Origin of the sequence: Aquella oligotrophica (assembly GCF_002892535.1) — a bacterium.
GTDB classification, from domain to species: Bacteria; Pseudomonadota; Gammaproteobacteria; order Burkholderiales; family UBA11063; genus Aquella; species Aquella oligotrophica.
In genome coordinates this window covers 2,219,673-2,236,853 of record NZ_CP024847.1, presented here as the reverse complement: position 1 = coordinate 2,236,853, position 17,181 = coordinate 2,219,673, and the positions used below count along the sequence as shown (strand labels likewise).

At 36.8% G+C, this 17,181-nt stretch carries 18 protein-coding genes; 11 read left to right on the top strand and 7 right to left on the bottom strand.

The features are described from left to right. Position 1 precedes the first annotated feature (1 nt). Both CUN60_RS10190 and lolB read left to right on the top strand, forming a co-directional pair. Positions 2–1,831, top strand: coding sequence for a tetratricopeptide repeat protein (locus CUN60_RS10190; protein WP_102951937.1), 1,830 nt, complete (start codon positions 2–4; stop codon positions 1,829–1,831). After that, complete coding sequence (gene lolB / locus CUN60_RS10185; protein ID WP_102951936.1) at positions 1,828–2,373, top strand: lipoprotein insertase outer membrane protein LolB; 546 nt, start codon at positions 1,828–1,830, stop codon at positions 2,371–2,373. Before CUN60_RS10190 ends, lolB begins: the two co-directional genes overlap by 4 nt. 29 nt (positions 2,374–2,402) lie before the next feature. On the opposite strand, the gene CUN60_RS12990 is transcribed toward lolB, so the two are convergent. Beyond that, a complete protein-coding gene (locus CUN60_RS12990; protein WP_158649385.1) occupies positions 2,403–2,540 on the bottom strand; it encodes a hypothetical protein in 138 nt (45 codons plus the stop codon). A gap of 132 nt (positions 2,541–2,672) precedes the next feature. On the opposite strand from CUN60_RS12990, the gene aroA reads away from it, so the two are divergent. Next, a complete protein-coding gene (gene aroA, locus CUN60_RS10175) occupies positions 2,673–3,980 on the top strand; it encodes a 3-phosphoshikimate 1-carboxyvinyltransferase (protein WP_245866348.1) in 1,308 nt (435 codons plus the stop codon). A 7-nt stretch (positions 3,981–3,987) separates the two neighbouring features. Then, entirely contained in the window at positions 3,988–4,719 is a 732-nt protein-coding gene (locus tag CUN60_RS10170; RefSeq protein ID WP_102951934.1) for a transporter substrate-binding domain-containing protein, read from the top strand. On the opposite strand, the gene CUN60_RS10165 is transcribed toward CUN60_RS10170, so the two are convergent. From CUN60_RS10165 to ltaE, 3 genes are read right to left on the bottom strand one after another with little or no spacing between them, the layout of a single operon-like run. Next, complete coding sequence (locus tag CUN60_RS10165) at positions 4,716–5,105, bottom strand: hypothetical protein (protein ID WP_102951933.1); 390 nt, start codon at positions 5,103–5,105, stop codon at positions 4,716–4,718. The genes CUN60_RS10170 and CUN60_RS10165 overlap by 4 nt on opposite strands. Positions 5,106–5,123: 18 nt before the next feature. After that, on the bottom strand, positions 5,124–6,446 hold the full coding sequence (locus CUN60_RS10160) for a TIGR00366 family protein (RefSeq protein WP_102951932.1): 1,323 nt from the start codon (positions 6,444–6,446) through the stop codon (positions 5,124–5,126). A gap of 12 nt (positions 6,447–6,458) precedes the next feature. Further along, positions 6,459–7,475, bottom strand: a complete 1,017-nt coding sequence (gene ltaE, locus CUN60_RS10155; protein WP_102951931.1) for a low-specificity L-threonine aldolase — start codon at positions 7,473–7,475, stop codon at positions 6,459–6,461. 213 nt (positions 7,476–7,688) lie between these two features. On the opposite strand from ltaE, the gene CUN60_RS10150 reads away from it, so the two are divergent. The 7 genes from CUN60_RS10150 (at position 7,689) to CUN60_RS10120 (ending at position 14,550) form a co-directional block, all read left to right on the top strand. Beyond that, positions 7,689–8,615, top strand: coding sequence for a carbohydrate kinase family protein (locus tag CUN60_RS10150; protein ID WP_102951930.1), 927 nt, complete (start codon positions 7,689–7,691; stop codon positions 8,613–8,615). 13 nt (positions 8,616–8,628) lie between these two features. After that, the gene (locus CUN60_RS10145; protein WP_102951929.1) at positions 8,629–9,111 is read left to right on the top strand and encodes an MgtC/SapB family protein; all 483 of its coding nucleotides are present in this window, start codon (positions 8,629–8,631) and stop codon (positions 9,109–9,111) included. 11 nt (positions 9,112–9,122) lie between these two features. Continuing rightward, on the top strand, positions 9,123–10,472 hold the full coding sequence (gene pbp4b, locus CUN60_RS10140) for a penicillin binding protein PBP4B (protein ID WP_158649384.1): 1,350 nt from the start codon (positions 9,123–9,125) through the stop codon (positions 10,470–10,472). A 19-nt stretch (positions 10,473–10,491) separates the two neighbouring features. After that, positions 10,492–11,895 (top strand): PTS transporter subunit EIIC, encoded by a 1,404-nt coding sequence (locus CUN60_RS10135; RefSeq protein ID WP_222593259.1) that lies wholly within the window; start codon positions 10,492–10,494, stop codon positions 11,893–11,895. 84 nt (positions 11,896–11,979) lie between these two features. After that, the gene (locus tag CUN60_RS10130; RefSeq protein ID WP_102951927.1) at positions 11,980–12,756 is read left to right on the top strand and encodes a type III pantothenate kinase; all 777 of its coding nucleotides are present in this window, start codon (positions 11,980–11,982) and stop codon (positions 12,754–12,756) included. A 13-nt stretch (positions 12,757–12,769) separates the two neighbouring features. Next, positions 12,770–14,128 carry a hemolysin family protein gene (locus CUN60_RS10125; RefSeq protein WP_102951926.1) on the top strand — a complete coding sequence of 453 codons (1,359 nt, stop codon included), beginning with the start codon at positions 12,770–12,772 and terminating at the stop codon, positions 14,126–14,128. 65 nt (positions 14,129–14,193) lie between these two features. Next, positions 14,194–14,550 (top strand): nuclear transport factor 2 family protein, encoded by a 357-nt coding sequence (locus CUN60_RS10120; protein ID WP_102951925.1) that lies wholly within the window; start codon positions 14,194–14,196, stop codon positions 14,548–14,550. Between the two features lie 108 nt (positions 14,551–14,658). On the opposite strand, the gene CUN60_RS10115 is transcribed toward CUN60_RS10120, so the two are convergent. From CUN60_RS10115 to CUN60_RS10105, 3 genes are all read right to left on the bottom strand, one after another. After that, a protein-coding gene (locus CUN60_RS10115) for an IS5 family transposase (protein WP_425266144.1) occupies positions 14,659–15,451 on the bottom strand; the annotation gives its coding sequence in 2 pieces (ribosomal slippage) (positions 14,659–15,157 and positions 15,156–15,451; 795 coding nt in all). 68 nt (positions 15,452–15,519) lie between these two features. Then, the gene (locus CUN60_RS10110) at positions 15,520–16,383 is read right to left on the bottom strand and encodes a MetQ/NlpA family ABC transporter substrate-binding protein (protein WP_102951924.1); all 864 of its coding nucleotides are present in this window, start codon (positions 16,381–16,383) and stop codon (positions 15,520–15,522) included. 274 nt (positions 16,384–16,657) lie between these two features. Beyond that, positions 16,658–17,089 (bottom strand): EamA family transporter, encoded by a 432-nt coding sequence (locus CUN60_RS10105; RefSeq protein WP_102951923.1) that lies wholly within the window; start codon positions 17,087–17,089, stop codon positions 16,658–16,660. Positions 17,090–17,181: the final 92 nt, after the last annotated feature.

The following is a 17,181-nucleotide window of genomic DNA, read 5'->3' as shown; positions in this document are numbered from 1 at the left end:
TATGAGAAATATCCTCATGATATTGGGAACGTTGTTATTCCTTGCTTCCTGTGCTAGTGATCATTTACAGTACAGCCAAGATCAGTTTACAACTTTGAACTATCAGAAAAATATTGCCAATTCGATTGACTATGCAGATAATTTTATTGATTTTGACGATGCGAATATACCAAAGGCAAATTTGGAGCCTGGGGATTTATCTGCGTTGATTCAGGCAGACGTAGCATTTAATCAAGGAGACTATGTAAAAGCCGCCCCTGTATATTACTACTTATCAGAAAAATATCGTGATCCACGTCTGATATACAAAGGTATAATTTGTTATGAGCATTTTAGTGTTGCACCACATGATACTGCCAGATTAAATCAGTTGATTAATCTTCTGGTAAAAACCGCCCCTGATTCTAAATTGGCGCTTCTTTTTTCCATTCGTCCAAATGTTGAAAATGGTAATCTTGATGCGGCAAAAGATAGCTTGAAGATGGTAATAAAATCTAACCCAAATAAGGCTCGTGCAATTTTATTGTTCCTAACAACTATTATTACTAATGATTATGATCGTAAAGATAGCCAAAATTTGGAGAAATTTGCTGAGTTTGTAGCTGATAAATATTCTGATTATCCTGAGTCACTATTATTTTCTGTAGCAAGTTATAGTATTACTACTAATTCAACTGCACTTTTAGGTTCTTTAGATAAGATTAATGCTTATTATCCTAGCTGGGAAGTTCCGGTTTATTGGTCTGCGGGGATTTTAATGAAAGATGAGCACTTATCCTTATTAATGGATATGCTAAACCATGAAATTGGTCGTTATAAAAATCCTTCAGCTACACTTCAAAATCTGTATATTGCCGCACTAATTCGTACCGGCAGTCTGAGTCAGGCTAATAACTATATTGAAAGCTCGTTAAAACAGACACCAAATAGCGGTAGTTTGATGGTTAATTCAGCTATAGTAAACTATAAACTTGGCAATATAAATACTGCAATTACTTCATTGCTTAAAGCTAGGCAGAATAATGCCATGCTTGATGGTGTTACTGATTTCTCCTTAGCTAGTCTTTACGATTATAGCCATAAATATGAAAGTGCAATTCAATTCTATAAATTATCTGCTACTCAAAGTCCAATCCTGACGCCTTCTGCAGATTTAGCTACATTTCGGGCATATGTGAATTTAGGGCAATATCAAAAGGCAGACCAGTTTCTTGATGGAATTAGCAAAGCACTTCGCTTGACAGATAAGGATGCCTTGATTACCAAAATAACACTTTATACCAGTCTTGGAAAATATGATATTGCCTATAAACTCACTGAATCTAAAATAAAAATCTATTCAAATGATAAAGTGATGGTGTACTTGTATGCTTCACTCTCCGGCTTTACTAATCGTAGTGCCCAGTCTATCCAGTGGTATAAAAAATACATCAAAATGAGTCCGGATGATGCTACTGGTTATAATGATCTTGCCTTTGTTATGACGGAAAATACCACGCATTATCAAGAAGCTAGCATTTATGCGCAAAAAGCATATCTGTTATCACCGAAAGACCCGGCAATTCAGGATACCGTTGGGTGGGTTTATTATAAACTGGGGGATTATGCTAAAGCTCAAGGTTACCTTGAGAGTGCATATCAGCAGACGCACGATAGTGATACTGCGATGCATTTAAAGCAGGTTTATTTGGCACAGAAAATGACGGATAAGGCAAATAAGGTAGTTGTATTAACCAAAGAGGTTGAAAAACAGCAGAATGAAAAACTAATGCTAAATCAAGCAATGCTGATACTTATGTATTATCAGTATGGTTTGGATTTGAATAAATGAAAAAACTAGTTTCTCTATTTTTGCTGGGCATATTATTAACTGGTTGTGCTAGTCTTTACGATACCAAAGTTGATAATCCTGCAGACTACCATAAGCCACAGCAAGTTGATGATAATTATAATTTGACTGGGCGGTTTTCAATTCGAACGGCAGATAAAAATTATTATGGTAATTTCAGCTGGCTAAAGGAGTCGGCTAATGAAGAACTTGATTTTATGTCGCCAATTGGTTCCACAGTAGCGCAAATAAAAATAGAGAGTGGTGTTGCTAGTCTAACCGATGAGGAAAATAAAACATATAGTGGTGAAAATCTTAACCAATTGATGCAGGAGCGTTTGGGTTTTGTATTACCAATGGGGTATTTGCACTATTGGATACAGGGCGTTCCACTGCCACAATATCCTGTTCAGGAGTCATTAAAGTCTGGTTTTAGCCAGCTTGGGTGGCGGGTTGAATATTTAAGCTGGCATGATGAGAATCATCCACAAATTATTCAAGCAAGTAAAGACGATTTAAGGATAAAGCTGCTATTGAATTATTAACATCTATTACTGGAGCTAAAGGATAGCAATTAACTGTTATTTTCAACTGTCTTACTTAGTGTTTCTTTTTCATGACTATCATAGCCTACAAAATGAGTTATGATAGATAGGCCAATAAAAAACAGAAAAATAAATGGCATAAGGTTTAATTTTTTCTTTTCTTTCATTTTCTTTCCCGTCAAGTTAGTTGCGTTTTGTAATTGAATTATTTTATTTTGAGTTATAATAGTGCAATGCAGTATTTTAATCATAACAGTGTTAGATTGCAAGAATTTTTTTAAATGTTTTAGAGTGAATTTATGAGTAATGTGAAAAATATGGAGCTAGCTGCTAGTAATAAATACATTAATGCTAATCTGGATTTACCTGGTTCCAAAAGTATTGCTAACCGTGTTTTACCACTAGCTGCTATGGCCAATGGCGTGAGTACCATCCATAATGTACCTGATGTAGGAGAAGATGTCCAGTTAATGCTTCAGGCACTATCACAGCTTGGGATTAAAATTGAAAGAATAAGAACAGATGTGAATGGTTGTTCTAGTTATAAAATCTACGGTTGTGGGGGTAAATTACCAGTAGCAGATGCAGAGTTATTTCTGGGGAATTCTGGTACCTCAATACGTTTTTTAAGTGCAATGCTGGCATTAACTCCGGGTAGTTACATTCTAACAGGTATAGCTAGAATGAAAGAGCGTCCAATTAAAGATCTTATATTTGCGTTAAGTCAGCTGGGCTGTCAGATTGATTATCTTGAAAATGATGGATTTCCACCGATAAAAGTTGGAGGCTTTGTTGATAATGCTGCTAGTGAAGTTGCTATTAGTGGAAGGGTATCCAGCCAGTATTTGACCGGAGTCTTGATGGCATTGCCATTACTTGGGCGAATGGTTCAGATAAGAATAAAAGATGAGCTGATTTCTCGACCATATGTTGATATTACATTGCAATTACTTGAGCTGTTTGGTGTTAAAGCCTCTGAAATAGAAGAAAATGTTTTCCAGATTCCTGTAAGTGATGGTTATAAGGCAATTGAATATACGGTTGAACCAGATGCAAGTTCTGCGAGTTATTTTCTTGCAATGGGGGCAATAAATGGTGATGTAATAGTTAATCACTTATCAGCAACGAGTTTGCAAGGGGATCGCAATTTTGCCAGAATACTGGAAAGAATGGGCGCAAAAGTAACTTATAATGATACAAGCATTCATGTAAAGGCTAGTGATGATTTAAAGGCAATTACAGTAAATATGGAAGATATGCCTGATGTAGCAATGACGATTGCAGTACTGGCATTATTTGCGGATGGGATTACTACGATTAATGGAATTGCCAGTTGGAAGGTGAAAGAGACTGACCGATTATTTGCGATCTACACGGAGCTAATCAAGCTTGGCGCAGAAGTATCTTATACAGATGACAGTATTACTATAGTTCCACCAGAAAAGATAAATACAAATATTAGTATTGATACATATAATGACCATCGAATGGCAATGTGTTTTTCTTTGCTTGCGGTTGCAGGTATTCCTGTTGTTATTAATGATTATGAGTGTGTTGGAAAAACTTTTGCCAATTACTTTGATTTATTTAAGCAGATTGTATATTAAGTAGTTTATGCGCAAAATTATAGATCAAATTATTATTGTTATTATTGGGTATCTCTTCTTCATACGCATATCTTTTGCTGCAACTACAATTCTGGTTGGCACCACTGGCGATTATCCGCCCCTAAGCGCAAAAACTGAAAGCGGTTTCGTTGGTAAAGATATAGATATTATTAAGAATTTTGCTGCGGATAATCATCTGGATTTACGATTTGTTACAACAAGTTGGCAAAATCTGAGTGATGATTTATCTTCTGGGAAATTTATTTTGGCCGTAGGCGGGATATCCGAAAATCCGGAGCGTAGTAAGTTATTTTATTTGTCAATTCCAATTGAAAGCTCAGCGAAAGTGCCTATGATTCGTTGTAGCGACAGAGTAAAGTATAGCCGATTTGCTCTGATTGATAATGAGTCGGTAATTGTTAGTGAAAATCGTGGCGGAACTAATCAAGATTTTGCCTTAAAAAATATCAAACATGCAGTAATCAGGTTAACTCCTAAAAATGATATTGCTATTGCTAGCTTAACGATGACTCCACCTTTAGCAGATGTAATGTTTACAGATAGTATTGAGGCTGATTATCGTCATCACGTGAATCATAACTTGTGTTTGGCGGATATTCCCGAGAAGTTTCCGGGCAGTCCGAAAGTATTTATCTTTGCGAAAACCGAAGTCGGAAGGAAACTACAGCAATTATTCAATCAATGGTGGCTGAACCAGCAGAAAAATTCCAGTTTCTAATTCCAGCTTGCTTCAATCAGATCGTCCTCTTTAAGTGGAGCCCTACTCATGCAGCTTGAGTGGGCAACACCGTTGGTATTATTCGTAGTTGTCCCATCACTAAAAGTAATTGTGGTCCAAGTAATAGTACAACTAAAGCCGTTATTTTTATATACACCGAATAAGGGTAATCCTTTGGCAATAACAGTGTTATTGATAAATGGTGTTGCTTCAGCAAAAGAGGCAGATACAGGCATGGCTGAAATTTCTTTATTATAATTTGCACTGCTGTCCATCTTTAACATAAATTTCCCATTAATTGGTAACTGACTGGATTTGCTTGTTTTAAACAAGCCACAGGATGAAATTATAGTAGCTGAACATAAAATAATAATGATTTTTTTCATTGGTCGATTTTTCTTGTATCAAAAAAACATTAATCCGGCGACAAATATAAAACCTGAAAATAATAGGCTGATAATACAATAGCCCATGATATCTCGTGCGCCCAATCCGGCAATTGCCAGTGCTGGTAATGCCCAGAAGGGTTGCGCCATATTCATCCAAGCTTCGCCATACGCAATCGCCATTACAGCGTGCCCCATATCTGCGCCGATTTTTTGTGCTGCACTCATTATGAATGGACCTTGTACTACCCAGTGTCCGCCTCCGGATGGTACAGCAAAGTTTATGACTGCGGAGGATAAAAAAGCCCATAATGGAAAGGTTTTCACATTTGCAATCTGGATAAACCATTCGGTAATAATTGCACCTAAACCGGAATGATCAAGCATTGCCTGTATGCCAGCATAAAATGGAAACTGGATCAGTATGCCAGCAGTACTTTTGGTACCATTGGCAATTGCCCGAGCATATGCCATTGGGCTTCCATGTAAAAGAAGTCCGCTAACTAAGAAAATTATATTAACACAGTTAATGTCAATTTTGAAGCCCTTGGTGTAAAAATATTCAATAAGATAGCTAATCCCAGTTAGTGCAATGATAATAGATAAGACTTTACTTTCTTCTATCTTAAGTGCGGGACTACTATTTTTATCAATCTTTTTTTGAATAACTGTGTTATCAGCTTCCAATAACTCAGGATTAATCATTTTTCGATCTGACTCTTTAGGTAGCATTTTTGCTGTTAGTATTGGTAGAATAATCAATAAAGAGCCAGTAATAAAGTAATTCATTGGTGTAAAAATTGTTTGGCTGATTGGAATTAGTCCAATAGTTTTTTCTAATGGGTTGCCTGCGGTTGCTGCCAATAGTGGAATTGATCCAGAAAATCCACCATGCCAAGTCAAAAATGCGATATAAGCGCTAGCGATTAACAATGGGTAATCTGATTTCGGCTGCTTTCTAGCTACTTCACGAGCAAGCATAGCTCCAACGATTAAACCAAATCCCCAATTAATAATACAGGCTATTGCACCAATCAGAGTAACTAGGGCCACTCCCTGCGCTGGTGTTTTGGTTAGCGATGCTAGCGTGGTAAGAAGCTTCCGGATTTGTGGGGCACTTGCCAATGCATGACCAGTGACAACTACCATTACCATCTGCATGGTAAAAGCAAGTAAGTTCCAAAAGCCATTGCCCCAGATTGAGATCATTTCGAAGCTTCTGGTGTTAGTGAGAGTAGCCCCCATAATAAAGACAATAATTGTTAACAGCATTGCAAATACTAATGGATCTGGTAGATAACGCCTAACCAGAGTTGTGAAAATTCTTACTAAACTATCCATTTATAGTCACCTTCATTGTTTATGATAAAAGGCTTTTATCAGGTTTGTTGTTTTTAAAATATCATCGGTACTAACATCCAAATGGGTAACCAATCTTATTATTCCAGCCTTATTAGCGGTTTTAGGGAAAATTACTCCATTTTTAAATAATTCCTCGCGTAATTCTGGATAGTTCTTATTGACTTTGATAAGTAAAATATTAGTATTGATTGCGATTATTTGAATAGCATCGATTTCTCCTAGTCCTTTGGCAAGTAATTCGGCATTATCATGATCTTCACGAAGGCGCTCAATATTATGTTCAAGTGCGTATATCCCCGCTGCTGCAACAATCCCAGCCTGTCGCATCCCGCCACCAAGCATTTTGCGCCATTTTCGCGCTTCTTTTATTAATTCCTTTGAGCCACATAAAATAGAGCCTAGTGGAGCACCCAGCCCTTTAGACAGACATACTGAAACTGAATCAAAGTGTTGTGTAATGGTTTCTAAATTTACACCTAATTTACTCACCGCATTAAATACTCGCGCACCATCAAGATGGCTAGCTAACTTATTTTCTTTACAGAAAGCAGGGATTTTTTTGAGATAGTCTAATGGTAATACTCTTCCTGTTGTGGTGTTTTCAAGACATAACAACTTCGTACGGGCAAAATGAAAGTCATCCGGTTTGATAGCCATATATACCTTATCTAAATCAAGTGTGCCATCCAGATCAAAGTCTAATGGTTGAGGCTGGATGCTTCCGAGAATAGCAGCACCACCACCTTCAAACATATAGGTATGTGCCGTTTGTCCAACAATATACTCATCACCTCTTTGACAGTGTGACATAATACCCAGTAGATTACTTTGTGTGCCAGTAGGTGAAAATACCGCAGCTTCCATTCCTGCCATCCCGGCTATTTGCTCTTCAAGTTTGGTGACTGTTGGATCTTCACCAAAAACATCATCGCCAAGTTCTGCTTTTAACATATATTCAAGCATTCCCGTTGATGGTTTGGTTACTGTATCACTTCTTAAATCTATCATTTTTGTAATCCCGTTTGGTTAAATATCAGTAATTATAAGTTGAATTTATTTTTGGCTGGTGGAAATCTATACGAATGACGCTTTTTTATTGAATTATGCAAAAAAAGATCTGACCGGATATTAATAGATACTGATTTAATCCATGTTAAAATGATGCTTTATTATAAAAGTTAAATTCCCATAGTTATTACTGTTCTTGGCATATTATTGATTATGAAAAAAGTGTACTGTATTGGTGAGGTATTGGTTGATTTTATCGGACAACCTGAAGCTGGAATAGTGAATAGTAAATATTTTGCCAAACATCCGGGCGGTGCTCCGGCAAATGTTGCTGCTGCAATTGCCAAACTTGGTGGAAGTTCATATTTTCTTGGTCAGGTTGGGAGCGATAATTTTGGTAGTTTTCTCTTGGCTTCATTACAAGAGGTTGGTATAAATACTAGCCTTGTTGAAAGACATGGTAAAACAACCTTAGCTTTTGTCGCGATTGATGGATTTGGTGAGCGTGAGTTTGAATTTTACCGTGGCAATGATAGTGAATATAAGTTACCTGAATTACTTAGTTTAAGCGATGACTCAATAATTCATTTTGGTTCAGCAACGGCATTACTAGGTGGTAAACTAAAAGAAAGTTATTTTCAGCTTCTTGATTATGCAACTGGTAATGGAAATTTTATTTCATTTGATCCAAATTTTCGTGAAGATCTTATTAGTCCTGATCTTGTTGGTGAATACATTCATGATTGTCGGACATTTATCTCTTATTCAAATCTAGTTAAGTTAAATAAATCTGAAGCGCAGCTAATTAGTGGTGAAGATGATATATCTGCCGCCGCCGATGCAATTTTACGTTTAGGTACTGAAGTCGTAATTGTTACGCTTGGTGAAAAAGGCGCATTACTTTGTACCAATACGGGGCAAAAGATTATTCCAAGTAAATTGATTAAACAGGTTGATAGTACTGGTGCTGGCGATGCATTTATTGGTGCAATTCTTTTTAAACTTTCACAAAACCTTGATCCAAATTGGGAGGTGTTTGTCAGTTTTGCTAATCTTGTTGGTGCCTATACCTGTACTAGTTTTGGTGCAATCAGGGCAATGCCGTATATGCGTGATTTTCTAAGTTTTGTTAATCAGTAGTAAAGGGGACAGAATGCCATTATTTGAAATTGGGCAGATTTTGCTTGCAACCTTATGTGGTCTAGCGATTGGGCTTGAGCGACAAATCCATGGCTCTCAGGCTGGGCTTAGAACCTATAGCTTAGTTTGTCTTGGTTCATGCTTGTTTGGACTAGTTTCTACTCATTCAAAAGGGCTTGCTTACTATGAAAGTGTTGCTGATCCGACGCGAATTGCTGCGCAGATTGTAAGTGGTATCGGATTTCTCGGTGCTGGAGTGATTTTTAAGGATAGAAGTCGAGTTCATGGACTGACTACTGCTGCCAATATTTGGGTTACAGCTTCAATTGGTTTGGCAGTAGCTTTTGAAATGATAATAATTCCACTATTGACCACAGCACTAGTAATAGTGATATTATCCTGTAATCGTTGGAAGATATTTATTAAGTTTAATAAAATTTTTAATTTGGAGCCATATCAGGATCGTGATGATGCAAAGAAAAGTGATGATGTTTGATGAATGCTAAGATGAATATAAAAAAGATTTGTGGTATATTGTTTTTGGTAATTGGTGCGAATTATTCTTTTGCCCAGACGGAATGTAAGTTTTTTAATGACGATGAGGCTATATCAGGGCAAAGTCTCTCTACTGCTACTCCAGCAAGTGTTGGGTTTGATAGTAAGCTATTAGCAAAGGTTGATAAGCAGATAAATAGTGATATTAATCGTGGTTTTCCTGGAGCAGCCCTATTAATCATAAAAGATGGTAAGGTTGTTAAACAAACTGTCTATGGACATCGTCTAAAATATAGTCTTACCAGCGGTAAAAAAATGCCAACACCAGATTTTATGCATTGTACAACCATGTTTGACCTTGCTTCAAATACTAAAATGTATGCAACTAATTATGCAATAATGCATTTGGTATATGAAGGTAAGCTCAATATTGATAAAAAAGTTAAATATTATCTGCCTGATTATACTGGCTGTGATGCGAATGATGAGTGCCGTGATAAGCGAACAATTCGCGATCTTTTGACGCATCGAGCTGGTTATATGCCTGATCCACAATTCTTTGATCCAGATTCCATCGATAAATATGGCAGTGGATTATATTCACAAAATCGTGAGCTTACCGAGTCAATTATTCTGACCCGCCTGCCATTTGCAGGTAAAAAAGCTGATAAACCTGTTTATAGTGATGTGGATTATATGCTTCTTGGTATGGTGGTTGAAGCTATAACTGGTGAGACTTTGGACGAATATGTTAATCAAACAATTTATACTCCGCTTGGGCTTAAATATACTACTTTCAATCCATTAGAGCATGGCTTTACTAAAGCAAAATGTGCTGCAACTGAAATAAGTGGCAATACTCGCGGTGGCACAGTTAGTTTTCCAAATATTCGAACTAAGCCTCTAATTTGTCAGGTACATGATGAAAAAGCCTATTATTCAATGGGTGGTATTTCTGGACATGCAGGTTTATTTTCTGACTTGGGCGATATGGCGGTATTAGTTGATATTATGCTAAATAATGGGCAATATGGTAATAGCTTATTTTGGGATAAGTCGGTTGAAGATGAATTTGTGAAACCGTTAAAGGTAGATGATACTTATGGGCTTGGTTGGAGAATGGTTGGCAAAGAGCATTCATTTAAGCCATTTGGTCAATTGGCAACAGTTGGTGCTTTTGGGCATACTGGTTGGACAGGGACTCTGACTTTAATTGATCGTAAGAATAATATGGCAATAGTGCTATTAACCAATAAGAAACATACTAAATATAAAGATAATAAATTTGCTGGTGATAGTTTTGCAACTGGTCAATATTACCAGATTGTTGATCTGATATACCAAGCACTAAATGATAACTAATCTATATGAGGGGTAGAGAGTGAGTTTTAACGCAGAAAAGATTGCTACAGAAGTATTGGGGCAACTAGCTCAAGCAGATATAACCGCAGTAGCCACTTGTATGACACGCTTACGTATAAGTGTAGCTGACAAAGGGCTTGTCAGTATTGATGCGCTAAAGAAAATCGAGGGTGTTTTAGGTATTGTTGATGCCTCTGATCAGATTCAGATAATTATTGGTCCGGGTAAGGTAAATCAGGTTTACGATGCCTTGATGCCATTATTAGCAAAAATGCCAAAATTTGATAAAAATTCAGCAAATACTGCAAAATCAGCGACAAACTCAGTTGATGCTCTAAGCATCAAGGAAAAACTGAAACAAAAAAACGCCACTCCATTTAAACTTTTTCTAAAAAAACTTGCCAATATATTTATACCAATGATCCCAGCATTTATCGGTTGCGGGCTTATATTAGGTATTGTAAATATAATAATCAAAAGTACTAGTCCGGAAATGTTTGGTGGCGTTACTTTTGATAAAACTACCCTCGGCGCAATTTTTAAAATGATCGGTAGTGGAATTACTTTTGGTTTGGCGTTATTTGTTGGGTTAAATGCGTCAAAAGAGTTTGGCGGCACACCAATTTTAGGCGGAGTATTGGCGGCAGTTCTTAATATGCCGGAACTAAATAATATAACTGTCTTTGGTGAACATGCCATCCCGGGACGTGGTGGGGTGATTGCTGTGTTACTGGTGGCAATTCTGGCTGCTTATCTTGAGCGTTATTTACGTAAGATTATACCAAGTAGCTTGGATTTATTTGTGACGCCGACACTGGTTCTGTTAATTAGTGGATTTGCGGCTATTTTTGTCCTACAACCAATTGGCGGGTTTTTGTCTGATGCGATTACCAATGGTTGTAAGCTTGCAGTAGAACATGGTGGAATTTTAACTGGATTTATTCTAAGTGCAGCTTTTTTACCATTAGTAATGACTGGCTTACATCAGGGGTTAATCCCAATTCATGCTGAACTGATTCAGACTACCGGAGTAACAGTGTTATTACCAATTTTGGCTATGGCGGGTGCAGGGCAGGTTGGTGCGGCGTTGGCTGTCTGGTTTAAAACCGATAATGAAAAGTTAAAGCATATTATTAAGTCAAGTATAGTAGTTGGGTTTTTAGGTGTTGGTGAGCCACTGATTTATGGTGTAACACTGCCGCTATTTAAACCATTCCTTGCTGCTTGTATCGGTGGTGGTATTGGGGGGGCTTTTGTTGCCGCCTTTAAACTTGGGGCAACCGGGATTGGTATTTCTGGCATTCCATTAGCTCTATTGATCCAGAATGGGATTATGTTATATCTGGTAGGGATTTTGCTGGCTTATGCAGGTGGTTTCATTGCAACTTTACTGATTGGGTTTGATGATAGTATTATTGAGTAAACTCACGATAGGAAAATTTTTTAATAATTTAAAACGACTTTATTAATTTAGATCAGATTTAATAAAAATAAAAGGAATCTACAGATGAATTTATGTCTAGATGTTGGGAATACCCAAATTCATGGTGGTGTATTTGCAAATAGTGGAAAGCTGGTTGCACAGTTTCGCCATAATACCAGCCATGTTGGTTCATCTGACCAATTTGCCATGTTCTTACTACAGGTTTTACGTGAGCATGATATTGACCCAACTGAAATAAAAAAAGTAGCAATTGCTTCGGTTGTTCCATCTGTTGATTATAGTGTTGCTTCTGCTTTTGTAAAGTATTTTAATTTAACTCCCATGTTTTTGACTATCGGAGTCAAAACTGGAATTAAAATAGCTTCAAATAATCCCGGTGAAATTGGTGCAGATTTGATTGCGGGTGCTGTTGGTGGTATCGTTAAACACCCTGGCAAACATTTATTGATTTTTGATTTTGGTACTGCGACTACCGTTATTTACATCACTCCTGATGCTGAATTTGTTGGTGGTGCAGTATTACCCGGGATTCGCCTAATGATGGAAAGTCTTCAGAATAATACTGCCAAATTATTTACGGTTAGTATTTCGGCACCAAAGCAGACTATTTCGAAAGATACACGGGTGGCAATTCAGTCTGGTTTATATTATACTCAAATTGGGGCGATCAAGGAGTTTGTTGCTAGAGTTGCCGATGAGTACAAGATTCAACGTGAAGATATGGTTGTGATTGGAACTGGTGGTTTTGCTCCAATGTTAAATACCTCCAATGTATTTGATGAGATTGTTCCCGATCTACTTTTGATCGGGCTAATGAAGATACTGGAAATTAACCAGTAATTAAGGATTTATAGTGTCTACTGATTTAATAATAGTTATAGCTTTAATTATAGCTAATGCTCTTTTTACTATTTCCGATATGTCGGTCATTGCTTCGCGGAAGAGTCGCTTACAAGGAATGATAGATAATGGAAGCCAGAAAGCGCGTAGCGTATTAAAGCTTGCCGAAGACCCAACAGGGGTAATTGCGACAACCCAGATTGGGCTAACAGTTGTAACCTTACTAGAGGGGGCATTTGTTGAGGCAGCTGTTTCTAAGGATGTTGCCGCTTATTTTGTTTCGATAGGATATTTTCATGGTTTTGAAGATAAAGTTGCTTCTATCGGTGTATTTTTCTTGGTTACATTTTTTCTGATTCTATTTGGTGACATTTTACCTAAACGTATTGCTATTCTTTATCCAGAACAGGTTGCAACTTTTCTTGCCCCACTTACAACTGGCATAATTCGCCTATTAATGCCAATGGTAAAAAGCTTCTCGATATTAAGTGATTCAATCCTTAAACTTTTTGGACTAGAGACCAAGCGTGATGATAATGTTTCCGAGGATGATATTACAACTATGCTTGAAGCTGGTGCCGAATCTGGGGTATTGGTTAAAGTTGAAAAGGATTTATTTGATAATGTCTGGCGACTTGATGAAAGTAAGGCTGGGGCATTGATGGCTCCCAGATCGGAAATAGTTTTCATTGATGTTACGGCCCCAGTTCAGGAAAATATTGATAAGATTTTATCAAATCCATCACAAAATCTACTAGTATGTAAAGAAAGTCTAGAGCATGTTCTGGGATATGTACCAGCAATATCCATTATTAAAGAAATTATTCAACAGGCACGAGTTCAGGATATTGAAATTAAAGTTAATTGGACAGATGGTTTAAAGCCAATACATAATATTCCAAATAGTCTTACACTTATTGAAATTCTCGAATCTTTTCGGATGTATAAAACACATATTGCCTTGGTATATAATGAATTTGGACATGTTGATGGGATAATTACATTGGGAGATTTGGTAACTGCTGTAATTGGTGATATTCCCGGTGATATTAATAACGAAGGTAGTCTAATTTATAAAGATACTTCGGGTAAATGGATAATTGATGGGATGGCATCAGTTAATGATATGTTAAATGAGCTTGAGATCGATGAGCTTCCTGATGGAGATACTGGTAGCTATCAAACTGCGGCTGGTTTTGTAATTGCTTTTATTGGGCGTAAGTTTGGACGCTTACCAAAAGTATTTGATAAGTTCGATTTTGCTGGGTTTCATTTTGAGGTGGTTGATATAGATCGCGATGGCGGTTATCGGGTGGATAAAATTATGGTTAGTCGTAAGGAAGAACATTTACAGTTAGAATCTGAAGAATGATCAACACTTCATCCCCAGTATGATAAAATAACTGTATATTAAATAAGGTTTTTGAGGTGCCATATATGAACAAAGAATTTGCACAAAAATTTGCCCATAGCTGGATTGATGCTTGGAATCATCAAAATTTGGATAAGGTATTGGAATTTTATACCGAGGATTGTGAATTTTCTTCACCGCTAATTGAAGAGGTTCTTAAAAAACCGATCGGTGAACTAAAAGGATTGGCGGCTATCCGTGATTATTGGGCACAGGCACTAAAACTGGTTCCCAATCTGTCTTTTGAGCTGGTTGCTGTTTTATCTGGTATAAATAGTCTGATAATTACCTACTATGGTGCACATGATACTTTATCTGCTGATGTATTTTACTTTAATGAGCAAAATAAGATAATAAAATCTTCTGCTTATTATGAGGTATAAATTTCTCTGAGAATCTATACTCAAACAGATTTAGATTCTAGGGTTTTCATTCCCTTACTTTCTGGTTGAGTATAGTTTATTTCCAAATAAATCTGTCTTAGAACCTGTTTAGAATCTTTTCAAAATTAAGCCTACAAAAGCAAGAGATACCATTTGTAGGCTAGTACCTAAGTATCTCTCACAATTTTTCCATAATCTACGGCATTTCTCAAGCCAGCTAAAGGAACGCTCAACAATCCATCTCTTGGGTAAAACCACAAACTGATGCAGCTCATTTCTTTTAACAACTTCAACTCTAGCATTTAATATTCGATGGACTTCGGTTGCAAAGCTATCGCCTCTATAACCTCCATCTACCAATATATTCTGTACCCCAGCCAGATTACGTTTGGCTCCTTCAAACATTAATATTGCTCCTGCGCGGTCAGTTACATTTGCAGTTGTAACATGAATAGCATGTGGTAGTCCCTGCGTGTCTACTGTAATGTGACGCTTTATTCCTGATACTTTTTTACCCGCATCATAGCCCTTATTCTCGGCTGTATTAGTATTCTTCACGCTTTGTGCGTCTACTATGCAGAAACTCGTCATTGCGTTCCTGCCATTTTCGGTACGTACTAAGCCTACCAATTTTTTTTAAGACTATCTCTATAATACTGTCTTCATTGCTTTCTGGCTTTTTTGCCCACATGTTAAAGTAAAAATAAACTGTTTCCCATTTTGGAAAATCACTTGGTAACATTCGCCATTGGCAACCACTTTTGAGAACATAGTAGACTGCGCAAAATACATCGTACAGATCTATTTTGCGAGGTTTTGTCTTTTTACGTGCTAATTCTAATTCTGGCAATATTAACTCAAATTGTTCTCTGCTTACGTCGCTTGGATATGATTTTCTCATTGTACTCGCTCTTTATTACTAACAGCCAGTAGTTTAATCCTTTTGGCAATTTAATTCCAAACAGGTTCTTAGAACGAAGCCTTAACCACACTTCTATAGTTTTGCTGGATAAATTTGCGAACTTCAGGAGATTGAAGTGCTTTTACCAATGCTTTCATTTTTGGACTATCACTGTTGGCTTTAGTAGTTACTACAACATTTGAGTATCTATCGGAATCATTTTCAAGAAGAGACTGATTCGTTACGTAAAGATTCTTAAGATATGCTCGTCCTGAGTTCATTACTATCATGTCGAAGCTATTATTTTGTACTAGCGGAGGCATTACCTCGTTATCAACCTGAATAATATGTAGATGATATGGATTTGCCGTAACATCAGATAAATTAGGAATTGGTTCTTTCGGATCAAGGCTGATTAAATGATTCGCTTCAAGTAATTTTAATGCTCGTGCTGCATCAATATATGCGGTTGGGATCCCAACGGTCATTCCCTCATGCTTTTGTGCTAGAGAGCTAATGCTTGCTGATTCAAGTTTATGAATTGGAGATAGGTAAATTGCAAATGGAATATAAAAGACTTTCCCTATATCCGTAAGGTTACTACCAGACAGTTTATTGTATTCATCTAGATAGATGTCTGGTTGGAAGAAATTGGCATCATACTTACCATTTAAAACCTGTAAATTTGGGTTGTAGATTTCTTGTGGTGTAGAGCCTTTTACCGTAACAATTCCATGTCCAGTATAGCTTGGGATTTCAATGATCTTAAGATCATAGCCTTGCTCCTTCAGGATTGGTTTTGCAACTTTCAGGACATCGCCATTCGGAAATTTAGTTGCTACTACGGTTATGGTTTCAGCTGCTATTGCTGGTACTGCTGCAATTAATAAGCTAATAGTTGTTGCAAGTAGTGCTCGGAATCTGAATTTCATTCTTATTTCTCCATTTATAGATTAGTGGTTCGGTTTACGATATATAATATCAGGCACATTTGGGTAGTACCTGATTGTAATTTATCATCGGAATAATTGTATATACCGAAATCATGATAACTACTTATCATGATTTCGACATCTAGATCTGGTATATGTGGTTATTATAATAGTTGATTGGTTATTTTGGAACCGTCCAAAAATGATGGTATTAGAGCTAGTTGTAAATCTTTCAATCTTGCGAGGTGGATGTCAAAACTCTATGTGGGAATTGCTAACTATAGAATTTGACAATAATAATTCCGGACAGAATCAAGATAAATCCAATCCCAGATATCAGGTTAAGTTGTAGCTGACCAAAGAAGATAAAAGCAAATAACACAGTAAATATTGGGTAACTTGACTCAATGATTGCCGCCAGACTCGCATTACTTGCGGTTATACTTTTTAGGATAAAATAGCTGGCAACTACATAAATCAGCCCGCTACTGATAATTAGCCCAAGTAATTTTGGGTTAGCCAGTTTGCTGGTAAAGCTGCCAAAATTACCTTTGACGATAAAGTAAGCTGCTAGAATTACAAAAACTATAAAAGCTTCGAAAAAAAGTAATTCGATTTCATTAAAGTACTGAAGGGTTAGTTGATTAATTGTATAGCTTAATCCCCATAAAATTGCCGCACATAAAGCAAACCAAAACCAAGACATAATAATTACCTGTTTATTAAAATAATATTAGCAATATTTTACCACATGTCAAATATGATAAAATCCGGGTGTATTTAATTTGTATTTAATGG